30 protein-coding genes are annotated in these 22645 nt (G+C 38.9%); 10 read left to right on the forward strand and 20 right to left on the reverse strand.

The annotated features are described in order from the left end of the window. The first annotated feature begins 19 nt into the window (after nt 1-19). The gene (locus tag ACE1CI_RS17065; RefSeq protein WP_413263840.1) at nt 20-1978 is read left to right on the forward strand and encodes a protein kinase domain-containing protein; all 1959 of its coding nucleotides are present in this window, start codon (nt 20-22) and stop codon (nt 1976-1978) included. 141 nt (nt 1979-2119) lie between these two features. Here the strand turns inward: ACE1CI_RS17065 and ACE1CI_RS17070 are convergent, their stop codons facing one another. The 6 genes from ACE1CI_RS17070 to bchB form a co-directional block, all read right to left on the reverse strand. Next, nucleotides 2120-2383 carry a ParE family toxin-like protein gene (locus ACE1CI_RS17070; protein ID WP_413263839.1) on the reverse strand — a complete coding sequence of 88 codons (264 nt, stop codon included), beginning with the start codon at nt 2381-2383 and terminating at the stop codon, nt 2120-2122. Continuing rightward, entirely contained in the window at nt 2380-2610 is a 231-nt protein-coding gene (locus tag ACE1CI_RS17075; protein WP_413263838.1) for a hypothetical protein, read from the reverse strand. Before ACE1CI_RS17075 ends, ACE1CI_RS17070 begins: the two co-directional genes overlap by 4 nt. 304 nt (nt 2611-2914) lie before the next feature. Further along, nucleotides 2915-3376: a DUF29 domain-containing protein gene (locus ACE1CI_RS17080; RefSeq protein WP_413263837.1), complete on the reverse strand. Its 462-nt coding sequence runs from the start codon at nt 3374-3376 to the stop codon at nt 2915-2917. Further along, the gene (locus tag ACE1CI_RS17085) at nt 3373-3594 is read right to left on the reverse strand and encodes a hypothetical protein (protein ID WP_413263836.1); all 222 of its coding nucleotides are present in this window, start codon (nt 3592-3594) and stop codon (nt 3373-3375) included. The genes ACE1CI_RS17080 and ACE1CI_RS17085 overlap by 4 nt, the downstream gene beginning before the upstream one ends. A 155-nt stretch (nt 3595-3749) precedes the next feature. Further along, entirely contained in the window at nt 3750-4025 is a 276-nt protein-coding gene (locus ACE1CI_RS17090; RefSeq protein ID WP_413263835.1) for a hypothetical protein, read from the reverse strand. A gap of 79 nt (nt 4026-4104) precedes the next feature. Further along, nucleotides 4105-5631, reverse strand: coding sequence for a ferredoxin:protochlorophyllide reductase (ATP-dependent) subunit B (gene bchB, locus ACE1CI_RS17095; protein WP_413263834.1), 1527 nt, complete (start codon nt 5629-5631; stop codon nt 4105-4107). Nucleotides 5632-5665: 34 nt separating this feature from the next. Between bchB and ACE1CI_RS17100 the strand changes: the two genes are divergently transcribed. The 3 genes from ACE1CI_RS17100 (at nt 5666) to ACE1CI_RS17110 (ending at nt 6924) form a co-directional block, all read left to right on the forward strand. Then, a complete protein-coding gene (locus ACE1CI_RS17100; RefSeq protein WP_413263833.1) occupies nt 5666-5938 on the forward strand; it encodes a hypothetical protein in 273 nt (90 codons plus the stop codon). Between the two features lie 70 nt (nt 5939-6008). Continuing rightward, the gene (locus ACE1CI_RS17105; RefSeq protein WP_413263832.1) at nt 6009-6497 is read left to right on the forward strand and encodes a hypothetical protein; all 489 of its coding nucleotides are present in this window, start codon (nt 6009-6011) and stop codon (nt 6495-6497) included. A gap of 262 nt (nt 6498-6759) precedes the next feature. Further along, nucleotides 6760-6924, forward strand: coding sequence for a hypothetical protein (locus ACE1CI_RS17110; RefSeq protein WP_413263831.1), 165 nt, complete (start codon nt 6760-6762; stop codon nt 6922-6924). 19 nt (nt 6925-6943) lie between these two features. Here ACE1CI_RS17110 and ACE1CI_RS17115 read toward each other — a convergent pair whose 3' ends face one another. Continuing rightward, nucleotides 6944-7513 (reverse strand): CAP family protein, encoded by a 570-nt coding sequence (locus ACE1CI_RS17115; protein WP_413263830.1) that lies wholly within the window; start codon nt 7511-7513, stop codon nt 6944-6946. A 652-nt stretch (nt 7514-8165) separates the two neighbouring features. Here ACE1CI_RS17115 and ACE1CI_RS17120 point away from each other — a divergent pair. Beyond that, nucleotides 8166-8612: a DUF29 domain-containing protein gene (locus ACE1CI_RS17120; RefSeq protein ID WP_413263829.1), complete on the forward strand. Its 447-nt coding sequence runs from the start codon at nt 8166-8168 to the stop codon at nt 8610-8612. Nucleotides 8613-8768: 156 nt separating this feature from the next. Here ACE1CI_RS17120 and rph read toward each other — a convergent pair whose 3' ends face one another. Continuing rightward, nucleotides 8769-9497 carry a ribonuclease PH gene (gene rph, locus ACE1CI_RS17125; RefSeq protein WP_413263828.1) on the reverse strand — a complete coding sequence of 243 codons (729 nt, stop codon included), beginning with the start codon at nt 9495-9497 and terminating at the stop codon, nt 8769-8771. Between the two features lie 22 nt (nt 9498-9519). Continuing rightward, on the reverse strand, nt 9520-10083 hold the full coding sequence (locus ACE1CI_RS17130) for an adenylate kinase (protein WP_413263827.1): 564 nt from the start codon (nt 10081-10083) through the stop codon (nt 9520-9522). Between the two features lie 186 nt (nt 10084-10269). On the opposite strand from ACE1CI_RS17130, the gene ACE1CI_RS17135 reads away from it, so the two are divergent. From ACE1CI_RS17135 to ACE1CI_RS17145, 3 genes are all read left to right on the forward strand, one after another. Then, a complete protein-coding gene (locus ACE1CI_RS17135) occupies nt 10270-10692 on the forward strand; it encodes an NYN domain-containing protein (protein ID WP_413263826.1) in 423 nt (140 codons plus the stop codon). Further along, nucleotides 10689-10934: a hypothetical protein gene (locus ACE1CI_RS17140; protein ID WP_413263825.1), complete on the forward strand. Its 246-nt coding sequence runs from the start codon at nt 10689-10691 to the stop codon at nt 10932-10934. The genes ACE1CI_RS17135 and ACE1CI_RS17140 overlap by 4 nt, the downstream gene beginning before the upstream one ends. 245 nt (nt 10935-11179) lie before the next feature. Then, entirely contained in the window at nt 11180-11740 is a 561-nt protein-coding gene (locus ACE1CI_RS17145; protein ID WP_413263824.1) for a P-loop NTPase family protein, read from the forward strand. A 95-nt stretch (nt 11741-11835) separates the two neighbouring features. Here ACE1CI_RS17145 and ACE1CI_RS17150 read toward each other — a convergent pair whose 3' ends face one another. The 6 genes from ACE1CI_RS17150 to ACE1CI_RS17175 all read right to left on the reverse strand — a co-directional run bounded on the left by ACE1CI_RS17150 (nt 11836) and on the right by ACE1CI_RS17175 (nt 18158). Beyond that, the gene (locus tag ACE1CI_RS17150) at nt 11836-13431 is read right to left on the reverse strand and encodes a vWA domain-containing protein (RefSeq protein WP_459564038.1); all 1596 of its coding nucleotides are present in this window, start codon (nt 13429-13431) and stop codon (nt 11836-11838) included. A 201-nt stretch (nt 13432-13632) separates the two neighbouring features. Further along, nucleotides 13633-14163, reverse strand: a complete 531-nt coding sequence (locus ACE1CI_RS17155; protein ID WP_413263822.1) for a deoxycytidylate deaminase — start codon at nt 14161-14163, stop codon at nt 13633-13635. Beyond that, the gene (locus ACE1CI_RS17160) at nt 14163-15653 is read right to left on the reverse strand and encodes a thymidylate synthase (protein WP_413263821.1); all 1491 of its coding nucleotides are present in this window, start codon (nt 15651-15653) and stop codon (nt 14163-14165) included. Before ACE1CI_RS17160 ends, ACE1CI_RS17155 begins: the two co-directional genes overlap by 1 nt. 59 nt (nt 15654-15712) lie before the next feature. Then, the gene (locus tag ACE1CI_RS17165) at nt 15713-16180 is read right to left on the reverse strand and encodes an ATP-binding protein (RefSeq protein ID WP_413263820.1); all 468 of its coding nucleotides are present in this window, start codon (nt 16178-16180) and stop codon (nt 15713-15715) included. Between the two features lie 15 nt (nt 16181-16195). Then, complete coding sequence (gene sfsA, locus ACE1CI_RS17170) at nt 16196-16966, reverse strand: DNA/RNA nuclease SfsA (RefSeq protein ID WP_413263819.1); 771 nt, start codon at nt 16964-16966, stop codon at nt 16196-16198. Between the two features lie 7 nt (nt 16967-16973). Continuing rightward, a complete protein-coding gene (locus ACE1CI_RS17175; RefSeq protein WP_413263818.1) occupies nt 16974-18158 on the reverse strand; it encodes a DUF3095 domain-containing protein in 1185 nt (394 codons plus the stop codon). A 63-nt stretch (nt 18159-18221) separates the two neighbouring features. On the opposite strand from ACE1CI_RS17175, the gene murJ reads away from it, so the two are divergent. Next, nucleotides 18222-19859: a murein biosynthesis integral membrane protein MurJ gene (murJ, locus tag ACE1CI_RS17180; RefSeq protein ID WP_413263817.1), complete on the forward strand. Its 1638-nt coding sequence runs from the start codon at nt 18222-18224 to the stop codon at nt 19857-19859. A 113-nt stretch (nt 19860-19972) separates the two neighbouring features. Here murJ and ACE1CI_RS17185 read toward each other — a convergent pair whose 3' ends face one another. The 5 genes from ACE1CI_RS17185 to ACE1CI_RS17205 form a co-directional block, all read right to left on the reverse strand. Next, nucleotides 19973-20278, reverse strand: a complete 306-nt coding sequence (locus ACE1CI_RS17185; RefSeq protein ID WP_413263816.1) for a DUF3181 family protein — start codon at nt 20276-20278, stop codon at nt 19973-19975. 100 nt (nt 20279-20378) lie between these two features. Next, complete coding sequence (locus ACE1CI_RS17190; protein ID WP_413263815.1) at nt 20379-20663, reverse strand: 2TM domain-containing protein; 285 nt, start codon at nt 20661-20663, stop codon at nt 20379-20381. 50 nt (nt 20664-20713) lie between these two features. Next, a complete protein-coding gene (locus tag ACE1CI_RS17195) occupies nt 20714-20878 on the reverse strand; it encodes a hypothetical protein (RefSeq protein ID WP_413263814.1) in 165 nt (54 codons plus the stop codon). A 3-nt stretch (nt 20879-20881) separates the two neighbouring features. Then, entirely contained in the window at nt 20882-21055 is a 174-nt protein-coding gene (locus tag ACE1CI_RS17200) for a hypothetical protein (protein ID WP_413263813.1), read from the reverse strand. Next, entirely contained in the window at nt 21052-21399 is a 348-nt protein-coding gene (locus ACE1CI_RS17205; RefSeq protein ID WP_496615529.1) for a restriction endonuclease subunit S, read from the reverse strand. Before ACE1CI_RS17205 ends, ACE1CI_RS17200 begins: the two co-directional genes overlap by 4 nt. Nucleotides 21400-21729: 330 nt before the next feature. On the opposite strand from ACE1CI_RS17205, the gene ACE1CI_RS17210 reads away from it, so the two are divergent. Continuing rightward, on the forward strand, nt 21730-22575 hold the full coding sequence (locus ACE1CI_RS17210; protein WP_413261191.1) for a DUF4351 domain-containing protein: 846 nt from the start codon (nt 21730-21732) through the stop codon (nt 22573-22575). The last annotated feature ends 70 nt before the right edge of the window (nt 22576-22645 follow it).

Consider the following 22645-nt stretch of genomic DNA (forward strand, 5'->3'; position numbering starts at 1 on the left):
TTAGAGATTTCTTGTAAGTATGAGTTACTGTTTAAATCCCGACTGCCAAAAGCCTCAAAACGCTGAGGGTACAAAATTTTGTCAAAATTGTGGGTCAAAGTTGTTCCTCAAAGAACGCTACCGAGCTATTAAACTTATAGGTCAGGGTGGTTTTGGCAGAACTTTCCTATCAATAGATGAAGATAAGCCTTCTAAACCTCGTTGTGTCATTAAGCAGTTTTTTCCACAGGCACAAGGTACTAGCAATACTCAGAAAGCAGCTGAGTTATTTGAACAAGAAGCTGTTCGATTGGATGAATTAGGTAAACATCCTCAAATACCTGAACTCCTAGCACATTTTACTCAAGATAACCGCCATTACTTAGTGCAAGAATTTATCGATGGGCAAAATTTAGCTAAAGTATTAGAGACAGAAGGTGCTTTTAGTGAAAGCCAGATTCGAGACTTACTTAAGAACTTATTGCCAGTACTTGAATTTATTCACTCTCACAATGTTATTCACAGAGATATAAAGCCAGAAAATATAATTCGTCGCCATGATGGGCAGCTAGTTTTAGTAGATTTTGGTGCGGCTAAATATGCAACGGGAACTGCCCTACTCAAAACAGGAACTAGCATTGGTAGCCCTGAGTATGTCGCACCCGAACAAGCTAGAGGTAAAGCAATTTTTGCCAGCGATTTATATAGTTTAGGGGTAACTTGTATCCATTTGATGACTCAGATTTCGCCTTTTGCACTATTTGATCCGGGTGAAAATACTTGGATATGGCGACATTACTTAGTTAATAATCCTGTTAGTAATGAACTTAGTTTTATGTTGGATAAGCTGAGTGAAAGTGCTACCAATCGGCGCTATCAAGAAGTATCGGAAGTTCTCAAAGATTTGAATCAAGCATCATCTAAAGTATCTTCCAATTTACAACCACAGCCTCAGTCTTATCAAGAAAGTTCTCGTCGCTCTTTATCAGAAACAGAAAAACAACAAGCACCCAGAGTAACTAATCCTAAATCTGATAATGAATTTGAATTTAAGTCTTGGCAATGTTCATTAACTCTTGAAGGGCATTCAAGCAGTATTAATGCAGTTGTTATCACCCCAGATGGAAAGATGATAGCTAGTGGTAGTGATGACACAACTATTAAATTATGGAATTTTGAAACAGGTAAAGAAATTGGTAGTTTAGGTGAAAATTCTTCTAACTGGTTTGCAGGGGTTAAGTCGATCGCTATCAGCCCTAATGGAAAAATACTAGCAAGCGGTAGTGAAGACAAAAATATTAAAGTCTGGGAGTTAACTACTGGTAAGGAAATCTATACTATTAGCGGTCATTCAGGAGCAATTAGGTCTGTTAGTATTAGTCCCAATGGTCAGCTTTTAGCTAGCGGTAGTGATGATAAAACCGTTAAAATTTGGCAGTTAAATACTGGTAAGGAAATTTCCGCACTTGCAGGAAATTCAGATTGGTTTGCTGGAGTTAAGTCTGTTGCTTTCAGCCCTGATGGTGAGTTTTTAGCTAGTAGTGGTGATGACAAAACTATTAAAATATGGCGAGTTAGTACTGGTGAAGAAGTTTTAACTTTGGCAGGGCATTTAGGATCTGTTAAATCTATTATTTTCAGTTCTAATGGGAAAATTATTATCAGTGGCAGTGAAGACCGGACAATTAAATTATGGAAACTGAGTACAGGTAAGGAAATTTACACTTTTACCGGACATACAGCTTCGGTTAATACTCTGGCAATTAGTCGGAATGGAGAAATTCTCGTTAGTGGCAGTAGTGACCAAATAATGAAAGTTTGGTTCCTAAAAACGAAAGAAGATCGTACTTTTACTGTACATTCAGGTTCTATCAATTCTATAATAATTGCACCAGATGGACAGACTATTATAACTGGTAGCAGTGATAAAACAATAAAAATCCATACTGTCTATTCTCCCGATCTTCCACCTTTGATGAGTCCTAAATCTTGGTGGTAAAATTGAGTGAATTATTCCAATGGTGGTTGTTTGGTTGTTCTGGATAGGAGTTGATCTACTTTTTTTGCTAATCAGGGATTGAGTTAATTTTAGCGAGCGTTGGGGGGAAATGGAAGTTGGCGATCGCACAACCTAAACCTTTTACGAGAAAAACTGCTCGTAATCATCGTGACTTCCAATCCAAAACCAAGTAACTGTATCATTATCCAAAATTCCTACAGCGCGATAATTTCGCGTTATTCTTACAGACCAGATATTTTCTTCTTTATTAATACATTTGAAGTGCAATGATGGATGAAAGGGATTTTCTGACCACAGGCGATAAGCTTTTTTGGCTCTTTGTTGAATCTCGTTATCCAGAGAAGCGTAAGCAGTCCAAAAAGCAGGAAGAGTTGCGGACTTCATAACTGATCGTAGTCTAATGGTTTTGCTTTTCCTTCGGCAATTTCTTTTTTAGCACGTCGCGCCGCATCAATTAGTTGCTGTTGTGTTTTCTTAAAGGATTTATCCCATTTCCTCTCATCTTCTAAATCAGCAATATATTCTCGTAAATGTTCAGCTACTTGTTCTTGCAAATTTTCTGGTAAAGATTCCATCATAGCGATGATGGTAGTAATAGCTGGAGATGACATAACTATAATCCTCTTGTTGATACTCCTGAAAGATATGGGCTAACGGGTTTGACGTTACAAGCTGGGTGGCGTTTTCCTTGCTTCTGTTCTTAGCAAACACAAAATTAATTTACCCAACTTAATTTTACTACAGTAGTTAGCAAACACAAAATTAATTTACCCAACTTAGGTTTATTACATCGGTTAGCAAACACAAAATTAATTTACCAACTTAGGTTTTATAGCGGTTTTTTACAGACCTAAATTGTTGACACTTCTCATAACAAACATTTGATTTTAGACTTAAGCGATCGCACAATGAACCCTACTCATTTTCCCACTCACTCGCTTCCCCTGGATAGAAAGAATCTTCTAAAATCTCAGATAAACTATAGGGGCATTCTACCGGAAAAGTCCGACGAGACAATTCTGTTTCCTTAACAGCTAATTCCACACCTTTAATGTAAGCTTTTTGTAGTGCTTCTTCCAAGTAAGGTTTTAAACTGGGATTAACTTCTAGTAACTCGGAAACATCCAAACGTTGAATGCGAATTGTTGCTAACCAACTCCGAGTTCTGCGTTCTGATTGATACTCCCATTTTAGTAAATGTCCAATTAGCAAGCTTAAACGATTTCGCAGTTCTTGACGTTGCTGTTTACCCAAAGATTCTATTTCCTCAATTAAATTTTCTAAGTCAAGCTGACTCCATTGTTGATTGCGGAGTAAAGACGCTTGTTCCTGCGTCCATGAGTAAAAATCTTTTTCGTAAAGGTTTGGTGATGTCATTCTTCACTCAATAAATCTGCTTTAATATCTGCTAATGTTCCACGTTTAGCTGTTCCTGATTTTAGCGCTGTTAAAGTTTGATTGGCATTTTCAGCAATCTCCGCCCTTCGGTTTTCTATACGCCGCTTTTGGATGAGTTCAATTAATAAATCTTGGTCTTCTGGGGAGAGTGCTTCAACGTAATCAATTAGTGTTTGAAAGGTGATAGAGTTACTCATTATTTTAGTGTTCAAAGCTGAAATAAATTACTGCTGCTAACAAGCTGGTGTTTTCTTTTTTTAGCAAATACGGATTTATTTTTTCCCTGCGTCTGTATTTTAGCAAACAGGGATTTAATTGCAAAACAAATAGACGATCGCACATCCTCAATACATTATTCAGACCTCGTATTTCGTTCTATCCGACTTAGGAGGTCGATAATTGCTCTCAAAGCTTCTGTAATTACGTAAATAACTACACAGCTAATTAAAACATTAAATAAAGAAAAGAAAAAGAATGGGCTGGCGAATCCTCGGTTATAAAATAGTACAGAAGCATTAATTGCGACTACAATAAAATAACCGACAAACTGAAGTATTTTTAGATTAGTAATGAATCTGGTGTACAGTCGATTTTGATTTGAACTGTTATTGGATAAGTTACTGCTCATAAGTAAGTCCTTTTTTGTAATTTAAACTAAGCGAAAATTTTCGTAGGGTGAACATTGCCACCCTACTACTAACAGCTAACTAAGCACCGACTGCTTCTTTTGCTGCATACATTACTTCAACAGTAATCTGCGAAATGTTTCTTTCACGGGCAAACTTTTCGGTATTTCGCTTCACTTTACCCCGGACAAAACCAGGAACTTTATTCAATTCTGCTTGTGCTTCTTTCGTCCAACCTAAGTCAGAATCAGCAGAAATTCCTTTGGTAATTACTTCTTTGGTATCATGTCCGCCGAAGATTTCTAATAGGTGATCTTCCATTCCCAAGGTGAAGGAATTGTAGATTAAATCAACTATTTGATTTGTGCCTTCGTATCCGACGAAAGGTTTGTATCCAATGGGGAAGTTTTGAATGTGAATTGGTGATGCTATTACGCCGCAGGGAATGTCTAAACGTTTACCAACGTGACGTTCCATTTGGGTGCCGAAAATGGCGGAGGGTTCGACTCTGGCGATCGCATCTCCGATCGCACCATTATCATCACTAATAATCACTTCATCGCAATATTCGCTAACCTGTTCCCGGAACCAATCAGCATCATATTTACAATAAGTTCCCGCCCAAACTACATGAATTCCCATTTCACGAGCGAGAATTTTGGTAATAGCAGCAGCGTGGGTATTATCTCCAAATACAACCGCTTTTTTCCCGGTTAAATTCTGACAGTCAATGGAACGAGAAAACCAAGCAGCTTGCGAAACATACAAGGTTTGTTCGTTGATGAATTCTTCGTAGTCAACTTCCGCACCTTGGGCATTAATTACTTGTTGAATTTTGCGGATACAACGCGCCGTTTCTACCACTCCCATTGGGGTGATATCTATATAAGGTGTGCCGAATTCTTGTTCTAAATATTTAGCTGCCATTAACCCAACTTCCCGATAAGGAACTAAGTTAAACCACGCTTTCGGCAGATTTTTTAAGTTTTGAACGGAAGCACCTTCGGGAATAACTTGGTTAACTTCAATTCCCAGATCGGTCATTAACTTTTTCAGTTCCATGCAATCATGTTGATTGTGGAAACCTAGAGTTGTCACGCCAATAATATTAACTGATGGTTTTTCGGTTTTACCTTCAGGAAGATTGCCTTGTTTCCGCGCTTTCTCTATATAATATTGGACGATTTGATGTAAAGTGCGATCGGCTGCTTGCAGTTCATTCACGCGATAATGATTTACATCCGCTAACATCACATCGCCTTTCGCTTCTAGCTGGGCGCGATCGACAAAATTCTGCAAATCTTCTTGTAAAATACTAGATGTGCAAGTCGGAGTTAACACGATCAAATCTGGGCGTTCTTCCTGATCTTTGCGGGTAATATTATCAACAACCCTTTCTTGGGAACCTCTGGCTAAAACGTGACGGTCTACAATACTAGCAGTCACAGGTGTAAAATCTCTTTCCCGTTCTAACATCGATCGCATCACATTAAAATAATCATCCCCCAAAGGCGCGTGCATAATCGCATGAACATTTTTGAACGAACTGGCAATCCGTAGCGTGCCAATATGAGCGGGACCTGCATACATCCAGTAAGCTAATTTCATAGTGTTCTCCCTTATCCTGACAACCCAAAGATAATTGCTTGATTATCAAACCGTTTCTGATTCTCTCAGAGATACTGGGTTTTATGGAGTAGGTAATATTGCGGGTTTTGCTGGGTTTGCGATCGCTCAAAACCTTTTCCTGACTGGAATTTACCACTTATTAAAACAACAAAAGAGTTGTTTTAGAGCAATAAATCTTCATGTTTCAGTAAAATTTTGCAGAACTTTTTCTTGCACAAATTCCCCTAAAAGTCAACAAAATTTAGCCATTCGTAATTACCAAATGCCAATGACCAATGACAAATGACAAATGACGAAAACTTGAACCTTTTAGGAAACCTACCCGTCTAAAAACGCGGTTTTTGATTGAGTTAACTATGAACACGAAATTAATTGCAGTTTTGGGAACAACCGCCACCTTAGTTATGTCTACAGCTTGGGTAAATTTAGCTCAAGCAAAACCCCTATCCCCTACTTCCGAGCAACAGCTAATTTTGGCTCAAGGGAAAGGAAATCGACTGAATTTGACTGACGCGCAAAAAACCCAAATGCGGCAAATTCGGGAAGCGACTCGCACCCAAATTGAAAATGTTCTCACCCAAGAACAGAAAGACAAATTGCGTGCAGCTAGAGAACAAAGAAGACAACAAAGAGGAGAACAACAAGCTCAACAAGGTGGCGATCGTCGCGGTCAACGTGGTCAAGTTTGGGCTTCTTTGAATCTGACTGCGGATCAACAAGCACAAATTAAACGTATTAGAGAAGAATCTCGCCAAAAAATGCAAGCTGTTTTAACTCCTGAACAACAGCAACAAATGCAACAAATGCGCCAAGAACGTCAAAATCGTCGTCAACAAGCTCAGTAAGCTGTAACGCATTTGAATTAATTATTGAGCTTTATTCGTAGGGTGCGTATAGCCTACGGCATTCAAGAAAAACGCCAGTGTAACGCACCATTCCACCATATATAGTGTCAATGCGTAAGTCCTATAATTATTGAGGCAGCAAGGAAGCAGAGGAGAGAATTACAGCAATTTTCTCCTCTTTCCAAATTGACTCAGAAATTCGCTAGATCTACCCCTACGAAGAAGCTATGAGCCTAAACATTGGACTTTGGACAATTTTGCTGTGGTGAATTGGATTATAGAGCGATCGCCTCAACGACAACATCGAACAAAGATCCAAGTCAAAACTAAAATCTTTGTCCTATATAATTGCTGCTTATACTTGTTGGTAGTGTTAAACTTTTGCTGTGGCAAAATTGATGATGTAGCGATCGCCTTTTACGCTTAACCTAGCGGTTGGTAATCAACTACTGCGGTTTTAGTACATTATCAGCAAACTGCCCTTGTACATTTCCTGCGGGAGCATACTGACAAACTACATAGAAGCCATCGTATTTAGTACCCTCAATTGTTGCAGGGCCAGGTGCAGCACCACAGCCTACTTTGGTACTACCCTTCCAGACTACCTGAGTAAAATGTCCGGTTGCGCTAGAAAATACAGAGCTGGTGTAGTCATAGTCTTTAATTTCACTGTACCAATCCTGAACTGCTGCGCTACCTAAGTTTGTTGAGTCTCCAGTCCAGTATATGTTCTCTCCTACATTGTTTCGATTGGTACTGTGTTCTAAATTACCTTTAGCTGCTATGGTTTGTGCCCAAGCTTGTGCGCTCTGGTTGAGAGTCTCATCAATGGTCATGTTAGGACTCTGATGCTTGGCTCGATAAGTGTTGTGTGCAGATAAAGCATCGCTACGTAACTTGGCTAAGTCAATAGATGCCTGTCCTAAAACAAGGTGATTACTGATTGCTACTCCAGTGAGTGCAATAGCTAAAGTTGTAACTGTTGTTAAGGATAGAGTCGAAAAGAATTTATTCATGATTTTGTCTGTGTTAAGTTAACTTTTCCAGATCAATGCTTCTCGGAACCTATTTTCCCATGTCTTTTCACTTGGCGATCGTTTCTGTAAACCGTTTACAAGCAAAAAAACAAAACCGTTTTGTTTGCCATGATGACAATGCGATTTTTTTCTTCTAGACCACAGGTTTTGATATAATCTTTGTAACCAAATTAACCCATTCGTGAAATTGAAAATTACTTAAAAAATTTTTATATTTTGCCTCTTGCTATTAGTTGATTTCTTTGGTATTATTTGACTCATAATGGGAAAGATGCGCTCATATAACCCCTTGAAAAATAGGTGAAGTATGATGAAAGTATGCAGATTAATTTATATCCCACTTATCTTAATTTTGAGTTTTATTGCAACAGGCAGTTATTTCTTTTCTACTTGGGATGGATTGTATGTGCAACTGCTTTATCGGCAAGAACAATCAAAAGCCCTAGATAATGTGAGCCTAATTAATGAAGCTCAAAAAAAATACTGGTCTCAGCATGAAAACCACAATATAGAGAAAATAAAATTTTCTGCCCGAAAGGAACGAAACTGCTCTAAGTCTTTCAGATCCCCGACTTCTTAAAGAAGTCGGGGATCTAGCTAAAATATATTTGCAATGCTAGAAAAGTAAAATATGCCAACTCTACAAGATTGGGAATGGTTAGCGGCTAGTTCGGAATATCAAACTGCTGTCTTGGTTCAGCAACTTTTGGAAGAGGGAAAGTTGATGGAAGCAAATCAGGGACTCTACACTTTAATCGAATCAATGGGTAAATCGAAAAAGTTGGCAATGATCAGTCAATTAACTAGATTGATGGCTCATATCATTAAATGGAAATGTCAACCAGAGATGCGTAGTTCTAGTTGGAGTATTACCATTCGATCGGCGCGGTTAGAAATTGCCGATATTCAAGAAGAAGTTCCGAGTTTGAATCGGAATTATATAGAGTCTATTTGGCAGAAATGCTTAAAAAGGGCAATCAAAGATGCTGAAGACGAAATGGGTAAAAGCTGCGAGTTAACCTCTCTTTCTTGGGAAGATGTGTTTGAGGAAGATTACACCTTTTTTAAACCAAATTGAGTCATTTGTTCGCTGCAAAATTGCCACGAAAAATTTTATCTTTTTGCCTCTTGCTATTAGTTGATTTTTTTGCTAAAATAGAACCTAAAATGGGAAAGGTGCGCCCATATAACCCCCCTAAAAAAGTGAAATGCCCTCTACACAAGCATTTCAGACTTAGCTAAGGAAAGTTCCCAAGGTTTCCCGCTGCATTTCTAAGAGGTCACGAATGCCTTTTTCGGCGACATCGAGTAGTTGGTTTAGTTGAGTGCGAGTGAAAAACCCATGTTCAGCGGTTCCCTGAAGTTCAATCATGGAAAGGTTTTCATTCATTACCACGTTAAAATCAACTTCAGCGGAGACATCTTCGGGATAGTTGAGGTCGAGGAAAGGTTCGCCTTGCAGAAGTCCGACGGAGATAGCGGCGACTTGGTGAATAATTGGCGATCGCTCCAACTTACCTTCATTTAGTAATTTTGCGATCGCATCAGCCAAAGCTACAAAACCCCCAGTAATCGCCGTCGTTCGCGTTCCCGCATCAGCTTGCAAAACATCAGCATCAACTACGATCGTTCTCTCCCCCAAAACATTCAAATCCAAAGCCGCCCTTAAAGAACGACCAATCAACCTTTGAATTTCTTGCGTTCTTCCCGAAAGTTTCATAAACTCCCGTTCTTGACGTTGGGGAGTTGCGCCCGGAAGCATTCGATATTCCGCAGTTAACCAACCTTGACCCTTACCTTCCAAAAACTTAGGTACACTTTCTTGTACGCTTACAGTACAAAGAACTTGCGTATCGCCGCAGTGAGTCAACACCGAACCGGAAGCGAAACGAGTGAAATTGCGCTCAAACCGAATTGGGCGTAATTGGTATGGTTCTCTACCATCAGGACGTTGCCAAGACATCGCACTTGCCTCGAAATTTAAACTAGGATACAGCAGTTTGACTAATTCTTTTCAATATATTTTGCTGCACTTGTTCGGGAGTTTGTTCGCCATCGATCGATAAAAGCCTTTGGCGATAACCATAGTAATCCAAAATCGGCATCGTTCGTTCTTGGAATAATTGAATTCGCCGCTGGATAATTTCTGGTTGGTCGTCAATCAATCCCCGCTTTAAACAACGAACTTCTAAAACAGACTGGGGTACATCTAACCAAATTGCCCAATTTAGCTGTTGTCCCAAATCTTCTAACAAAAAATCTAACTCTTCTGCTTGAAAAGCCGTTCGCGGATAACCATCAAGCACCCATCCTTTAGCCACATCAGATAATAATAACCTTTGGCGCATACATTCAATCATAATCTCATCAGGTACGAGTTCGCCCTTTTCCACAAAAGCTTGCGCTTGCTTACCTAATGGGGTGAGAGTGGCGATCGCATCCCGTAAAATATCCCCAGTGGAAATCCAATGAATAGATAAATGAGAAGATAGCCTTTGCGCTTGGGTTCTTTTCCCCGCACCTGCGCCTCCTAAAATTATTAATCTCACAGCACAACTTCTCCCCAAAACTGCCATAAAAAATCGACATTAGCTTAACATTTAAGCTATTCTAATATTTTCTTGTTTATCATAATGCTTAGTTAGCTTGCTTACTCCCACCTTAGAGTCATACTTGGAGGAGATTGGGAACTATTGCGTTTTAAGTAGAATTGACAAAAGAGATGAGGTTTCATAGTGAGGTTCAACACAGCAATTTTTTATGACATAGAAAATCTATTAAAAGGGTATAGCTTCTCACAACAGATGATTGCCAATCTATCTTTAGAGGAGATTCTTGAATCAATTCGTAAAACCGAAAAAATTGGGCAAATTGCCGTTCAGCGAGCCTATGCAAATTGGAGTGATTCCCGCCTTTCAATCATGCGAGGCGAAATCAATGAACTGGGAATAGATCCAATTCAAGTCTTTGGCTTTTCTCGTGAACATAAGAAAAATGCCGCAGATATTCAACTTGCCATTGACGCTATTGATTTAGCGCACGTTCGTCCATCTTTAGAAATATTTACAACTAATAAAACTTTTCAAGCTGTTTGTGACGACTTTATTTGGATAACAGATCCAGATGAAGAAGATCGTCAGTATAAAGTAATGCATTGAATGGAGAAATTTCATCAGAAACAGTAAAGTTTACATTATTTAGTTTTATTTCGGCAGAAATGTTTATTCGAGAACCTGAAGGCGTTCAAATATCTGAACAAAAGTTATCATTGCGAAATGATATTCAGTCTTTAGAAAATATTATACGTATTTTGAAAAATGCAGCTATGCAAAAATTAAATACAATTCTTCCCTCTGTTAATGAAGAGGTATTGCAACAAATTTTGCCAAGTGCAAGCTGACGAGTTGATGAAGCATACAATTGAAGGATTTCGGTGAGGTTGTCAAAGTTATCCTACTGCTTATCTTGGTCGTTATTACTAAAGATTAAGAAATTCCCGACAAATTTAGTATTGACTTAATTGTATATATAGTGTTTTATTATGGATACTAAGCAAAAAATACACTATATTTTGTAAGGTAAGCCAACTGACAGCGCTAAATAAATAGTGCAGTCGGCTGGTTGCTGAACATCAATTATTGACTTATGGTAGCCCAGATAGAAACCCCAACTGTTAATTCTGTTCGTGAAAGTTACGACACCACACAGCGCGACATATTGCCGGAAATTGAAGGATTGGTACAAGTTTTTACCTCTTCCCATCGCAGTTTCTTCACCAGTGTCATGGCGCAAGCATTAAGAATTGCCGGACAAGGAACGCCTGTCTTGGTAGTTCAATTCCTCAAAGGAGGAATTAATCAGGGGTATCAACATCCAGTTCGTTTAGGACAAAATTTAGATTGGGTGCGTTGCGACTTACCACGCTGCATTGACACGCCACAATTGGATGAAGTAGAGATGAATTCTTTGCGGGATTTGTGGAAGTACACTCAAAAAGTTGTGGGCGAAGGAAAGTATGATTTGGTAGTTCTGGATGAGTTAAGTTTGGCGGTGAATTTTGGTTTAATTCCCGAAAAGGAAGTATTGGAATTTATTGCTAAACGCCCCCATCATGTCGATATTATTATGACAGGCCCAGAAATGCCATCTGCGATTTTGGATGTAGCAGATCAAATTACTGAAATTCGCCGCAGTCATCGTCCTTAGTTGGTACAGGGGAGAATTTTTAACCGCAGATAAACGCAGATAAACGCAGATGGGATTTGGATAATTCATCTATGTTTACCTGTGTTTTTTTTGCTTTATCTTTGGGAAACAGGTAAGGATTTGGTTTTTTCCACTAAGTTAATGAACTCAGCGCGATAACCAGCTAAGTCTACATCTTTAGACTGACGCGCTAAATCTAAAACTTGGTCTAAGTTTGCCCCACCTTTAAATTCGGAATCTCTTAAAATCATCCCAAATTCTGCCACTGCTGCGGCAAATTTTAAGTTATTTGAGGCATTGGTGAATGAGACATTTCGATCGATTAATGGTTGAGTAATTAATTGAGAAGTTGAGTCTTTGGGTGCTTTGTAACGCAATTTCACCAACATTAATTCGTTATTTTGGTAAGCTTGGGAATCAACTTGATTTTGTTGGTAACGCAAAGGATCAACTGAGGGTAATTTGACATCACTTTTCACACCTACAGGAATTATTTCATAAAGTGCTGTCACCGAATGTCCTGCACCTAATTCTCCGGCATCTTTTTTGTCGTTGTTGAAATCTTCAGCTTGCAACATCCGATTTTCGTAACCAATTAATCGGTAAGCTTGCACTTTCGTTGGATTAAATTCTACCTGAATTTTCACGTCTTTAGCGATGGTAAAAATTGTGCCTCCCATTTGGGTAACTAAAACTTTCTTTGCTTCTTGAAGATCGTCGATATAAGCGTAATTGCCATTACCTTTATCAGCGAGTTGTTCCATTTTAGAATCTTTCAAGTTTCCCATACCAAACCCAAGAACGGTGAGGAAAACTCCCTGATTCCGGTAATCTTCTATTAACTTAACTAATTCTCCATCGCTGGAAACACCGACATTAAAATCACCATCGGTTGCTAGAATAACTCGGTTGTTTCCTGATGGCAGAAAGTTCTTTTTGGCAATGTCGTAAGCAAGTTTAATTCCTTCTCCGCCAGCAGTGGAACCTCCTGCTTGTAATTGATAAATTGCTGAGATAATCTTGTTTTTTTGGTTTCCGGGAGTTGGCGGTAAAACTAATCCGGCGTTTCCGGCATAAACTACTATGGAAACGGTATCTTTGGCGGTTAATTGATTGGTTAATAAACGAAAACTTGTTTGTAAAAGTGGTAGTTTATTCGGTTCATCCATTGAACCGGAAACATCGATTAAAAATACCAGATTGCTGGGAGGTATGTTTTCTGAGGCGATGCGTTTTCCTTGTAATCCAATTTGTACTAATTTATGTTTGGGATTCCAAGGTGTTTGGGAAATTTCGGTATTGATGGTGAAAGGTCGATCGCCATTTGGTTGCGGATAATCATAAGTAAAATAATTGAGCATCTCTTCAATTCTCACCGCATCTTTAGGAGGCAATTGTCCTTCATAAATAAATCTTCTCACATTACTATAAGATGCTGTGTCAACATCAATGGAAAATGTTGATAATGGCTGATTCTTAACAGTTACAAATTGATTATCTTCAATCCGGTTATATTGTTCAGTGTTAGGTGTAGGTTGAACTGCATTATCAGCACGAGGACGTTTAGCTGTAGGTGCTGCTGCTGGAGATGCAGCACCAGGTAATTGTGGTGCTGGTGTTGGTGAACTAGCAGATAATTGTGGTGCCTGTTTAGCTTTATTTGCTTGTTCGCCGCCGCAAGCAGTTAACATTAATAAAGGGAAGCAACAGAATAATAATTTTACTTGCCAATATTGGCGATGGTTAGGTAGTTGTTTGTTCATAGTTTCAGATTTTTTGACTATTTTCTGAAATATATGTCTGTTGGGAATGAACATATACAGTTTCCCAGACAACTACAATGCTAACCTCGCCAAATCAGAAATTACTAGCTTTTAACCTTTTGTTACTGTTTAGCTTTTGATAGAAATAGGGTTTAATAAGAAATTTGCAGCTTTTTGTGCTGTTGCTTCGGAAATGTGAATTTGTTTTAAGGTTACTAAACCATCTTTAATAAAAGAATCTCTGACAATAGCATTATTACCACTATTAAAAGTTGTTTCGTAAAAAACTTCATGAATTCCCGCAGAAATGATTAATTTTAAGCAAGAAAGGCAGGGTTCTAAGGTAACATATATAGCAGCGCCTTCTGTGGAAATGCCATGTTTGGCAGCTTGTGCGATCGCATTTGCTTCTGCATGAACCGCACGGGAAGGCAAAGTACTACTAGCATCACAACTTTCCAATCCAGGATAACAAAAACCTTGGCTAATACAATGAGCCGTTCCCGAAGGTGAACCGTTATAACCTGTCGCCACAACTTGTTTATCTTTGACAATTACTGCACCAACCGGAAAAGCTAAACAAGTAGATCTAGTAGCAGCTAATTTTGCCAACATCATGAAATATTCGTCCCATGTTGGTCTGGGTGAAGTTTCGTACATTATCGATCCTGAATATATTGTTTACCTGTTTTTAAACACTCCCACGCCTTCTGCAATTCCATTCCTAAGTAAGCAGAATGTTCTGGCAAAATAGCTGGAGAAGCAGCACAAATTTCCCTAATAAGGTTTAGCGGTTTTTTGCCACTATAAGAAGTTACAACTTCACCGCTACCAGGAGTCATTTGCGTGACAATTATCTCATCATTTCTCGTTTCAATTAAAAAGTTTCCTGCTGGATCGTAATAGTCCCGTTGCTGGCAAATTGCGGCATATTGTTGTTCAATTAGGCGATCGGCATTCTCCCATGTATCATCATAAATATGCGCCGACTGACTAATAGTAATTAACGGCCCCATTTGCAAATCATAATCAGAAGTTTTGGCAATTTCATCCCTAATATGTTTTTGCAATGCCCTTAATCCCATTGCATTTGCAGGCCATGCCATGTACATATCATTACTACGAAGAGTCGCCGTTAAAGATAATTCATTTTCTACAACTCTCACCCAAATATGATTTAGGCAAGGACTCCCGCCTTTATCATGATCTTGCACATCCCAAAGAGACATTACTGCACTCGCCGCATCAATTTCTCCTATTAGTTTCTCAATCACTTGTTCAATTTGATCTTTACCAAACCAAGACCTTAAACGCTGTCCGTAAGTATATTTAACTCCTTCCCTGTAAGGCGCATCATCTAAAATTTGGGAAATGTATTCTTCTAAGAAAGTTCTATCAATTGGTAAATAGTTCGGTTCGGGGAAATAGAAGTTTTCTGGTTCATCGGTGACAACTGCCATTAAATCAATTAACTCTTGCCATTTGCCATCGTAACCTGTAGGTCGAATTGTGCCAGTTGTCTTAATTCGGTGGATGATTTTTACCCAAGTTTCGGCAATTGTTTTGCCTTCGATGCGATGTCCGTAACGATGTCCTGGTAATACTGTTGGAGTAACTTCTACTTCGGGAAAAATTAACGGTTGTCCCCAAGGTTCTAAAACTTCTTTTGTTGAATATGACTTGACTAAATCTACTGCTTCGCTAATTGTTTTTGCTTCTTTAACTTCAATATTTTGCCGCAATATTTCTAAAGCTTGGGCGGAAATTTCGATGTCAATGTAACCTGTAATTGGAGATTTAATTACCCAACAATCTCGTCCAGTGTCGCTTTTGCCTTCGGTAAATCCATGAGTAAAAAAGTCTAATAAACATTGACAACCACCAGCGTTTTTATCTTCTTTGGTGGCGTTTAGAATTACTAATCTTCTAACATGAGGATTAGCTAATAAATTGCGAATTAAAAAGGAAATTCCCCTGGTTGGGCTGTATAAATTACCAATGACAGCGTAATTATCAACTGGTAAATGTTTAGCTATTGTTTGTCTGACACTCCAACCTGTAACTATGGCGGTTTGTCCTGTGCCACAGATTAACTGATTTGGTTTGTAAAGTGCATTATATTTAAATTGAATGGCTGAGTTATTAATCATAAATTTAGCGATCGCACAATCTTAAATCATACCAAATCATCATATTGTTAGCTTAACGATTAGGGTTTTCGCTTCACCAGCAACAGACAGTTTCGCCCATCCTTGTCTCGTTCATAAGATACGCGATCGGTCAAGCGGCGAATTAAAGACCAACCAAAACCACCTTCTTGAAGTGAACCTAGTGCTGGTTCTGGTATGGTACTCGGATCGAAAGGTTCGCCGCGATCCCAAATCCGAATTTCTATGCGATCGTCCCAGATAGTAAATTGAATGTCGATCGGAGTATCAGGCGGTAATTTTTCGTGGGCGTGGCGTACCACATTGGTAAAACCTTCATCTAAGGCTAGTTTTAACTCATCTAAAGGGATGTATTGGCGATCGCTTTTACGTACTAACCAGGAAAGCTTTGATTGATTACGAAAACATAATTCATCAAACCATGATAATACCTGGTTAAGGAAAGCGATATCACTTTTAACCGTTAAATCCTCTTTGAAAAATATCCCTTGGCGGTTCCACCACTTCATAAGAAGTACCTAAATTTAACGATGATAATTAGTTGCATTTACACTCAATTCTGGCATAGATGCTATAAAATTTGCTTTTCCCAAATAGCGAATTCCTTCGGGTTTAGTTTCAAAGCGATAAGCTAAAACCTCTACACCTTGCGCTACTGCTGATCGCAACATTTTCCCATAAACCGGATCGACAAGATCTCCGGGGGCAAAACTGTCGCAGTCTCCCCTATTTATAAAATAAAGCATTACTGCCCGTCCTGTGGATAAAATTGAGATTAATTCTTGTAAATGTTTTTGCCCTCTGGTGGTGACAGTATCCGGGAATACTGCCAACCTACCTTTTGACCAAGTTGTATTCTTCACTTCCAGATATACAGGCAAGTTTGCCTCACTTCCTGATAATAAAAAGTCAATGCGACTTTTTTTCTCTCGCCCGTAAACTACTTCTGGTTTAATTTCTTTATAATCACTTAATTCCGGGAAAATTCCGGCTTCTAAACCTAGTTTTACGATCCGGTTTGGTAAATTTGTATTAATTCCTACCCAAGTCGGTTCATTGTCAGAAACTTGAATCATTTCCCAAGTATAAGCAAGTTTTCTGGTAGGACTTGGATTATAAGAAACTTGTACCAAACTACCAGGAGTTGAAACCCCGGTCATTGGCCCAGTATTAGGGCAATGTGCTGTAATTAATTCCCCTGTAGTTAACTCAATATCGGCAAAAAATCGCTGATAACGTTTAATTAATATACCTGAAAAAAGCGGAGGATATTGATAAATAAAATTAGAATTCATGCTGATTTTATCGATAATTTATGGCTTGCATTCTTTTTTTCATTGCTTTAGCTGCTAAAGCGTAACCGCCATCTGCACCATCCACAAAATGTACTTGGCGACCGTTACGTTCAAATACTAAACAGGTAACTATAGCCCGATCGGAATTATGTAATCCATACACTAATTTTCCTCGCTGATACTCAGTTTCTAGATAATTGGTTAATTGCTGTCTTTGTTCTGCGTTACCAGCTATAACCATACGCAGTATATCATCAAACTTTTTATAATCTGTAGAATTTAAGAAAATATTTTTATATTCGCCCCAATCCATATCACTAACTTTTAGTTTCAGGTTCATGAAAAATGAGCCTAAATAGTTTTCCATTTTTATTTTAGATAAATACCATTGCTGTTGTAACCAATTACCTACTGGCGAGCGCACTTTGGTTTCCAGCATCAGTTTTCTTTCATCGAAAGTCAGTTTAAGATTAGCTATAGGAATCGGATGAAAATCTATCTCTTCACCATAAATTTCGCTAAATTTATTTAAAACTTGTTTATAAATAAAATTAGCTTCTCTCTGTTCCCTAGCTTTTGCTAATACCAAAAAACTAACGATCTCACCACGCTGACTAGGAATATCTTGCCAACGACATTCCAACCCAGAAAAATCAGCTTTTGGTTCCACTTCCTGGTCTTTAACCAAATAAATATCGGCATAATCTGGATTTTTGATTAAATTTGTGGCATGAGTCAAGCCATAACTAGTAAAAACTGCTTGATGATAATGTTCCGAAACTTTTAACTTGGCAATTTTGATATCATACCCATTTTGATTAACTACCGATACCGGGACAATCCCCACTCTTAAATCTAACTGAAATTCCTGTTTTGCCAAAATTTTAGTAGCTAATAAAGCTTGTTTAGTTTGTGGTAAAATTGCAGGCGGAATTAACAAGGAAGCACCATCACCACCAAAGACAAAAGGCACCTCAAAATCTGTAGCAATATTTAAAATAGCTACAATTGAACAAGCGCCGATTAAGTTAACTTCTTTGTAACGTCCTGACTCGATCGCTTTTGTAGAACCAACAATATCTGTAACTATAACTTGCCAATCAGGAGGTACAGAAACATAATTTTGGGAATTAGTAATTTCCCAAAAATCTGTTAAAGCAGGTAACTCAGAATAAAAATAGTCCGTTGACATCTTTTCGGAATCGCCAGTTCGCGATTGAATAGGTAAGGTACGTTTAGTAATTTTTAAGAATTCGTGTCTGCAATCAAGAAACCCTCTCGAACTTTAGTTAGCATTGCCGGAATTGTAGCTGTAGCGACCCTGATTAGTAAAGTCTTTGGGTTAGTGCGTCAGCAAGCGATCGCCGCCGCTTTTGGAGTAGGCGCAGCTGCCAATGCTTACAGCTACGCTTACATCCTCCCTGGTTTTTTATTAGTATTGCTAGGTGGCATCAACGGTCCATTTCACAGTGCTTTGGTTAGCGTACTAGCGAAACGGGAAAAAGAAGAAGCCGCTCCTATTGTAGAAACAATTACTACTTTTGTCAGTGGGCTTTTATTACTAGTTACGATCGCTTTAATTATTTTTGCTGAACCAATGATTGATTTAGTCGCACCCGGATTAAATCAAACCCAAGGAGTCACTGTAGCACAAGCACAGACATTTGCACTCACCAAAGCGATCGCCATTCAACAACTACAAATTATGGCACCAATGGCTTTATTTGCAGGTTTAATTGGCATTGGTTTTGCTACATTAAATGCCGCAGATCAGTATTGGTTGCCTTCAATTAGTCCCCTATTTTCCAGCATAACAGTTATTGGCGGATTAGCAGGTTTAGCCATAGTTTTAGGTGGCAAAATCACCTCTCCTGAATATGCGATGCTAGGTGGAATAGTGTTAGCGATCGGCACATTAGCTGGAGCAATTTTACAATGGTTAGTGCAGGTAATTGCTCAATGGCGATCGGGTTTAGGAACCTTACGTTTGCGCTTTGACTTTCAGAATTCTGGAGTCAAAGAAGTGCTGAGAATTATGGCACCTGCAACCTTTTCTTCCGGGATGTTACATATTAACGTTTACACCGATTTATTCTTCGCTTCTTTCATCCCCAAAGCTGCTGCTAGTTTAAGCTATGCCGGACTATTAGTGCAAACTCCTTTAGGCATTATTTCCAATGTTTTATTAGTTCCCTTTTTGCCAATTTTCTCCCGACTTGCCGACCCTAAAGATTGGTCAGAATTAAAAGACAGAATTCGTCAAGCATTAATTCTCACCGCCCTCACAATGTTACCATTAGGGGCAATCATGGTTTCTTTAGCCATGCCGATCGTCCAAGTAGTTTATCAAAGAGGCGCATTCGATAAACAAGCTTCTCAACTAGTAGCATCCCTATTAATTGTTTACGGCATCGGAATGTTTTTCTACTTAGGACGAGATGTTTTAGTTCGAGTATTTTATGCCTTGGGAGATGCAGATACACCCTTTAGAATTAGCATCTTTAATATCTTCCTCAACGCCCTCTTAGACTTCATTTTCTTCAAACCTTTTGGCGCACCCGGATTAGTTTTAGCCACAATGGGAGTTAACATCACTTCCATGATCTTTCTCACCTGGCGACTGCATCAGAAACTAAATGGTTTACCCGTGAAAAAATGGGCATTAAAAATCGGTGCTTTAGGTGGTGCTAGCGTCTTTACAGGTGTAATTTCTTGGGGTATTAGTTGGGGTTTCCAAAGATTTATTCCCAACCAAAACTTGTTAACTCAACTCTTAGAATTAGCGATCGCCGGAGCGGTTGGTTTAGTCTTTTTTGCCTTCTGCGCCATCCAACTGAAATTGCCAGAAGTAGAGCTTTTAGTTGCTCGAATAAACCAGAAGCTTGGTAGATAAACAAATTGGTAACTGGTCATTTGTCAAAAGGTCAGTTTAACTTTAATAATCAGAAGTTGCTAAATAGTAAACCATGACCAATGACCAATGACCAATGACCAATGACCAATATCCTACATATTGCGTTGGAACTCTTCCAAGATATCCATCAAATTTACTTGACTAGCGGTAGGAATCAAATCAGCTAAAGGAAGATCGCGTTTGCCACCAATTTTTACTGGAATATCCTCCAAAATTTGCGACACTTTGCTTTCATCTAAAGAGTTGCTTTCTAGCAGAGGATAGACTCGTTCAGCAACCAAAGTATGCAAATGTGCTTCCCGCAAATAAAGATGCCATTTGGCAATATCGATATAAACATTACTGCCAATTTCAGCGGCAAGAGATTCGATCGCCCGTGAAGTATTTGTATTAGCCATAATCACTTACTCTTGTAAAATTCCTCAAAAATCAAGTTTTGTTTTAATTAAAACAAACTTGATTGGGTTGAAACATCTCTGCAAAGTCAGAGAATTTACCTTAACCGGAGGAGGATTTAGAAGCAGTTTCCTCGGTTACAATTGTGGGTTGAGAGTAGTTAGCGATCGCAAAAATATACAAAGCGTGGGCAAACAAAATAGTCGCCCATCCGCCTGTCACCCAAACTGCCCAAGGCCAATCAGCCTTTTGGAAATTATGGAAAAACCATAACCCGGAATTACAGGCAGCAAAAATTGCTACATGAACAGCAAAATTCATCCGGTCATCGAGTTTGCGGAAAGCGGGGTCTTTGCGATCGGGTTTGCGGGGCCAACGAGGAGGCATAAAATATTTCTACTGAGTGGAACGAGTTAGTACTTATTTAAATTGTAGGGCTATTGACTAGCCTGTAACTTCTTAGCTACTCTAATTTCGGCTAAACGTTTTTCATATTTTTGGTTTATCTCCAAAGTAAAATCGGCTAATTCCTTCATTTGGTGCTCGATAATTTTAGCCAATTTCAGAAATTCTTTTAACTCCGCTAATTCAGTTTCAGTCATGTCTTACTCAACCCCGCTGGCCTGTTGTTGCCTAGCCTCTCTAATTTCGCGCATCCTTTTTTGATATTTGAAAGCGATCGCAGTCGCCAATTCACTCATTTCTCTAGCTTTTACTTCAGCATCTTTAAATACTTCAAGCATTTCCAGTAATACTTTTTCATCAGGTAATTCTTTCATGGTAATCCCCTTAAGAAATTAAAAATCTGTTCAACTCGGTTTTTCCCTTCTAGAACCCGACCCAGTAAAGTTCCTAGATCTTCTCCAGACTCCTGAATCGTACTTGTTGGCACATCAACTGGCGTGAGAGTTTCAACAATTATTTCGATCTGTCTTCGAGAAGTGTCTACAAAAAGTAGGAGTGCATTGAGATAAGCCAAATACTGAACGAGTATAACATTCTCAGGAAAGCTGGATATTACTCGCATGAGGATATTTAATCCCTCAGTGGTTTCCTGCTCAATCTCATCTAACTCCCGGTTGAGTCGGTCAATTAGTGCTTGAATTTCTGATGGAATAGGCATCTAAACTTAATTTTAGGGGCTGTTCTCAGAAGTTTGATTAAGTAGGTGTAAATAAATAAAGTGAAAATAGTTATTTATCAATGGGGCGGGCAAGATGCCCACCCCACAAGATTTTTAGCTTTCTTGTGGGGTGGGCATCTTGCCCGACGAGAGTTTTACTTTATTTAGATCTACCTACTTACTGCGATCGCTTAGTTTGCGGAAACCGGGGTCATTGCGATCGGGTTTTCGGGGCCAACGAGGAGGTATAGAAAAACTCTAAATAAAAGGACAATTGATTTGTTTACTTTAATTTTAGAGTAATATTAATCCCTGATTGGAAACTTCCCCTTGGCATCGGACAACATTTGTAAATATCTCACCGAAAAGTACCCAGCACAATTTGTCCGCTGGTTACTTAACAAAGAACCCCAAAATATCCAAGTCCTGAAAACCGAATTAAGCGTCGAACCAATTCGCGCCGACAGCCTAATTTTATTACAAATTGACGAGCAAATACTGCACCTAGAATTTCAAACCTTACCCTATTCCCAACCGCCACTCCCATTTCGGATGCTGCAATATTGGGTGAGACTACAAGCACAATTTTGGGGCAAAGAAATAGTGCAAGTGGTCATTTTCCTTAAAGAAATCGACTCCGATGCCGTCTTTACAGACTCTTACCAAAGTACTAACATCAGGCATCAATATCGAGTGATTCGTTTGTGGGAACAAGAACCCACACCTTTCTTTGCTGATCCAGCACTTTTGCCCCTAGCTACCCTAACTAGAAGCGATCGGCCTAACATTTTATTAGAGCAAGTTGCCAGCCAAATCGCTAGGATTGAAGAAATAGAACAGCGCCGTAATATTTCAGCCTGTGCTGAAGTTCTCGCTGGTTTACGATTTAATCAAGCTTTAATTCGTCAATTAATTAAAGGGGAATTTATGCGAGAATCTGTGATTTACCAAGAAATCCTTCAAGAAGGTGTACAACAAGGACTTCAGCAAGGAAAGAAACAAGGAGAATTAGCTTTAATAATGCGCCTCCTAAACCGTCGATTTGGTTCGATCGATCCCCAATTACAAGAAAACCTGGAAAAATTGTCTATTTCTCAATTAGAAGAATTAGGTGAATTGTTGTTAGATTTCTCGACAATTTCCCAATTAACTGATTGGTTGGAACGCCAGGGATAATTAATTTAACCCTAAGAAACCGGGTTTAGTTAACGTGATAAAACCCGGTTTTTGTCATGGTAAGTACGAT

Origin of the sequence: Floridaenema flaviceps BLCC-F50, from assembly GCF_041929275.2 — a bacterium.
GTDB classification, from domain to species: Bacteria; Cyanobacteriota; Cyanobacteriia; order Cyanobacteriales; family Aerosakkonemataceae; genus Floridanema; species Floridanema flaviceps.

What these genes read in the sequence shown, in the direction of transcription:
- ACE1CI_RS17065 (WP_413263840.1), top strand. Translation starts at nt 20, where the DNA reads ATGAGTTACTGTTTAAATCCCGACTGCCAAAAGCCTCAAAACGCTGAG.
- ACE1CI_RS17070 (WP_413263839.1), bottom strand. Translation starts at nt 2,383, where the DNA reads ATGAAGTCCGCAACTCTTCCTGCTTTTTGGACTGCTTACGCTTCTCTG.
- ACE1CI_RS17075 (WP_413263838.1), bottom strand. Translation starts at nt 2,610, where the DNA reads ATGTCATCTCCAGCTATTACTACCATCATCGCTATGATGGAATCTTTA.
- ACE1CI_RS17080 (WP_413263837.1), bottom strand. Translation starts at nt 3,376, where the DNA reads ATGACATCACCAAACCTTTACGAAAAAGATTTTTACTCATGGACGCAG.
- ACE1CI_RS17085 (WP_413263836.1), bottom strand. Translation starts at nt 3,594, where the DNA reads ATGAGTAACTCTATCACCTTTCAAACACTAATTGATTACGTTGAAGCA.
- ACE1CI_RS17090 (WP_413263835.1), bottom strand. Translation starts at nt 4,025, where the DNA reads ATGAGCAGTAACTTATCCAATAACAGTTCAAATCAAAATCGACTGTAC.
- bchB (WP_413263834.1), bottom strand. Translation starts at nt 5,631, where the DNA reads ATGAAATTAGCTTACTGGATGTATGCAGGTCCCGCTCATATTGGCACG.
- ACE1CI_RS17105 (WP_413263832.1), top strand. Translation starts at nt 6,009, where the DNA reads ATGAACACGAAATTAATTGCAGTTTTGGGAACAACCGCCACCTTAGTT.
- ACE1CI_RS17115 (WP_413263830.1), bottom strand. Translation starts at nt 7,513, where the DNA reads ATGAATAAATTCTTTTCGACTCTATCCTTAACAACAGTTACAACTTTA.
- ACE1CI_RS17120 (WP_413263829.1), top strand. Translation starts at nt 8,166, where the DNA reads ATGCCAACTCTACAAGATTGGGAATGGTTAGCGGCTAGTTCGGAATAT.
- rph (WP_413263828.1), bottom strand. Translation starts at nt 9,497, where the DNA reads ATGTCTTGGCAACGTCCTGATGGTAGAGAACCATACCAATTACGCCCA.
- ACE1CI_RS17145 (WP_413263824.1), top strand. Translation starts at nt 11,180, where the DNA reads ATGGTAGCCCAGATAGAAACCCCAACTGTTAATTCTGTTCGTGAAAGT.
- ACE1CI_RS17150 (WP_459564038.1), bottom strand. Translation starts at nt 13,431, where the DNA reads ATGTTAACTGCTTGCGGCGGCGAACAAGCAAATAAAGCTAAACAGGCA.
- ACE1CI_RS17155 (WP_413263822.1), bottom strand. Translation starts at nt 14,163, where the DNA reads ATGTACGAAACTTCACCCAGACCAACATGGGACGAATATTTCATGATG.
- ACE1CI_RS17160 (WP_413263821.1), bottom strand. Translation starts at nt 15,653, where the DNA reads ATGATTAATAACTCAGCCATTCAATTTAAATATAATGCACTTTACAAA.
- ACE1CI_RS17165 (WP_413263820.1), bottom strand. Translation starts at nt 16,180, where the DNA reads ATGAAGTGGTGGAACCGCCAAGGGATATTTTTCAAAGAGGATTTAACG.
- sfsA (WP_413263819.1), bottom strand. Translation starts at nt 16,966, where the DNA reads ATGAATTCTAATTTTATTTATCAATATCCTCCGCTTTTTTCAGGTATA.
- ACE1CI_RS17175 (WP_413263818.1), bottom strand. Translation starts at nt 18,158, where the DNA reads ATGTCAACGGACTATTTTTATTCTGAGTTACCTGCTTTAACAGATTTT.
- ACE1CI_RS17185 (WP_413263816.1), bottom strand. Translation starts at nt 20,278, where the DNA reads ATGGCTAATACAAATACTTCACGGGCGATCGAATCTCTTGCCGCTGAA.
- ACE1CI_RS17190 (WP_413263815.1), bottom strand. Translation starts at nt 20,663, where the DNA reads ATGCCTCCTCGTTGGCCCCGCAAACCCGATCGCAAAGACCCCGCTTTC.
- ACE1CI_RS17195 (WP_413263814.1), bottom strand. Translation starts at nt 20,878, where the DNA reads ATGACTGAAACTGAATTAGCGGAGTTAAAAGAATTTCTGAAATTGGCT.
- ACE1CI_RS17200 (WP_413263813.1), bottom strand. Translation starts at nt 21,055, where the DNA reads ATGAAAGAATTACCTGATGAAAAAGTATTACTGGAAATGCTTGAAGTA.
- ACE1CI_RS17205 (WP_496615529.1), bottom strand. Translation starts at nt 21,399, where the DNA reads ATGCCTATTCCATCAGAAATTCAAGCACTAATTGACCGACTCAACCGG.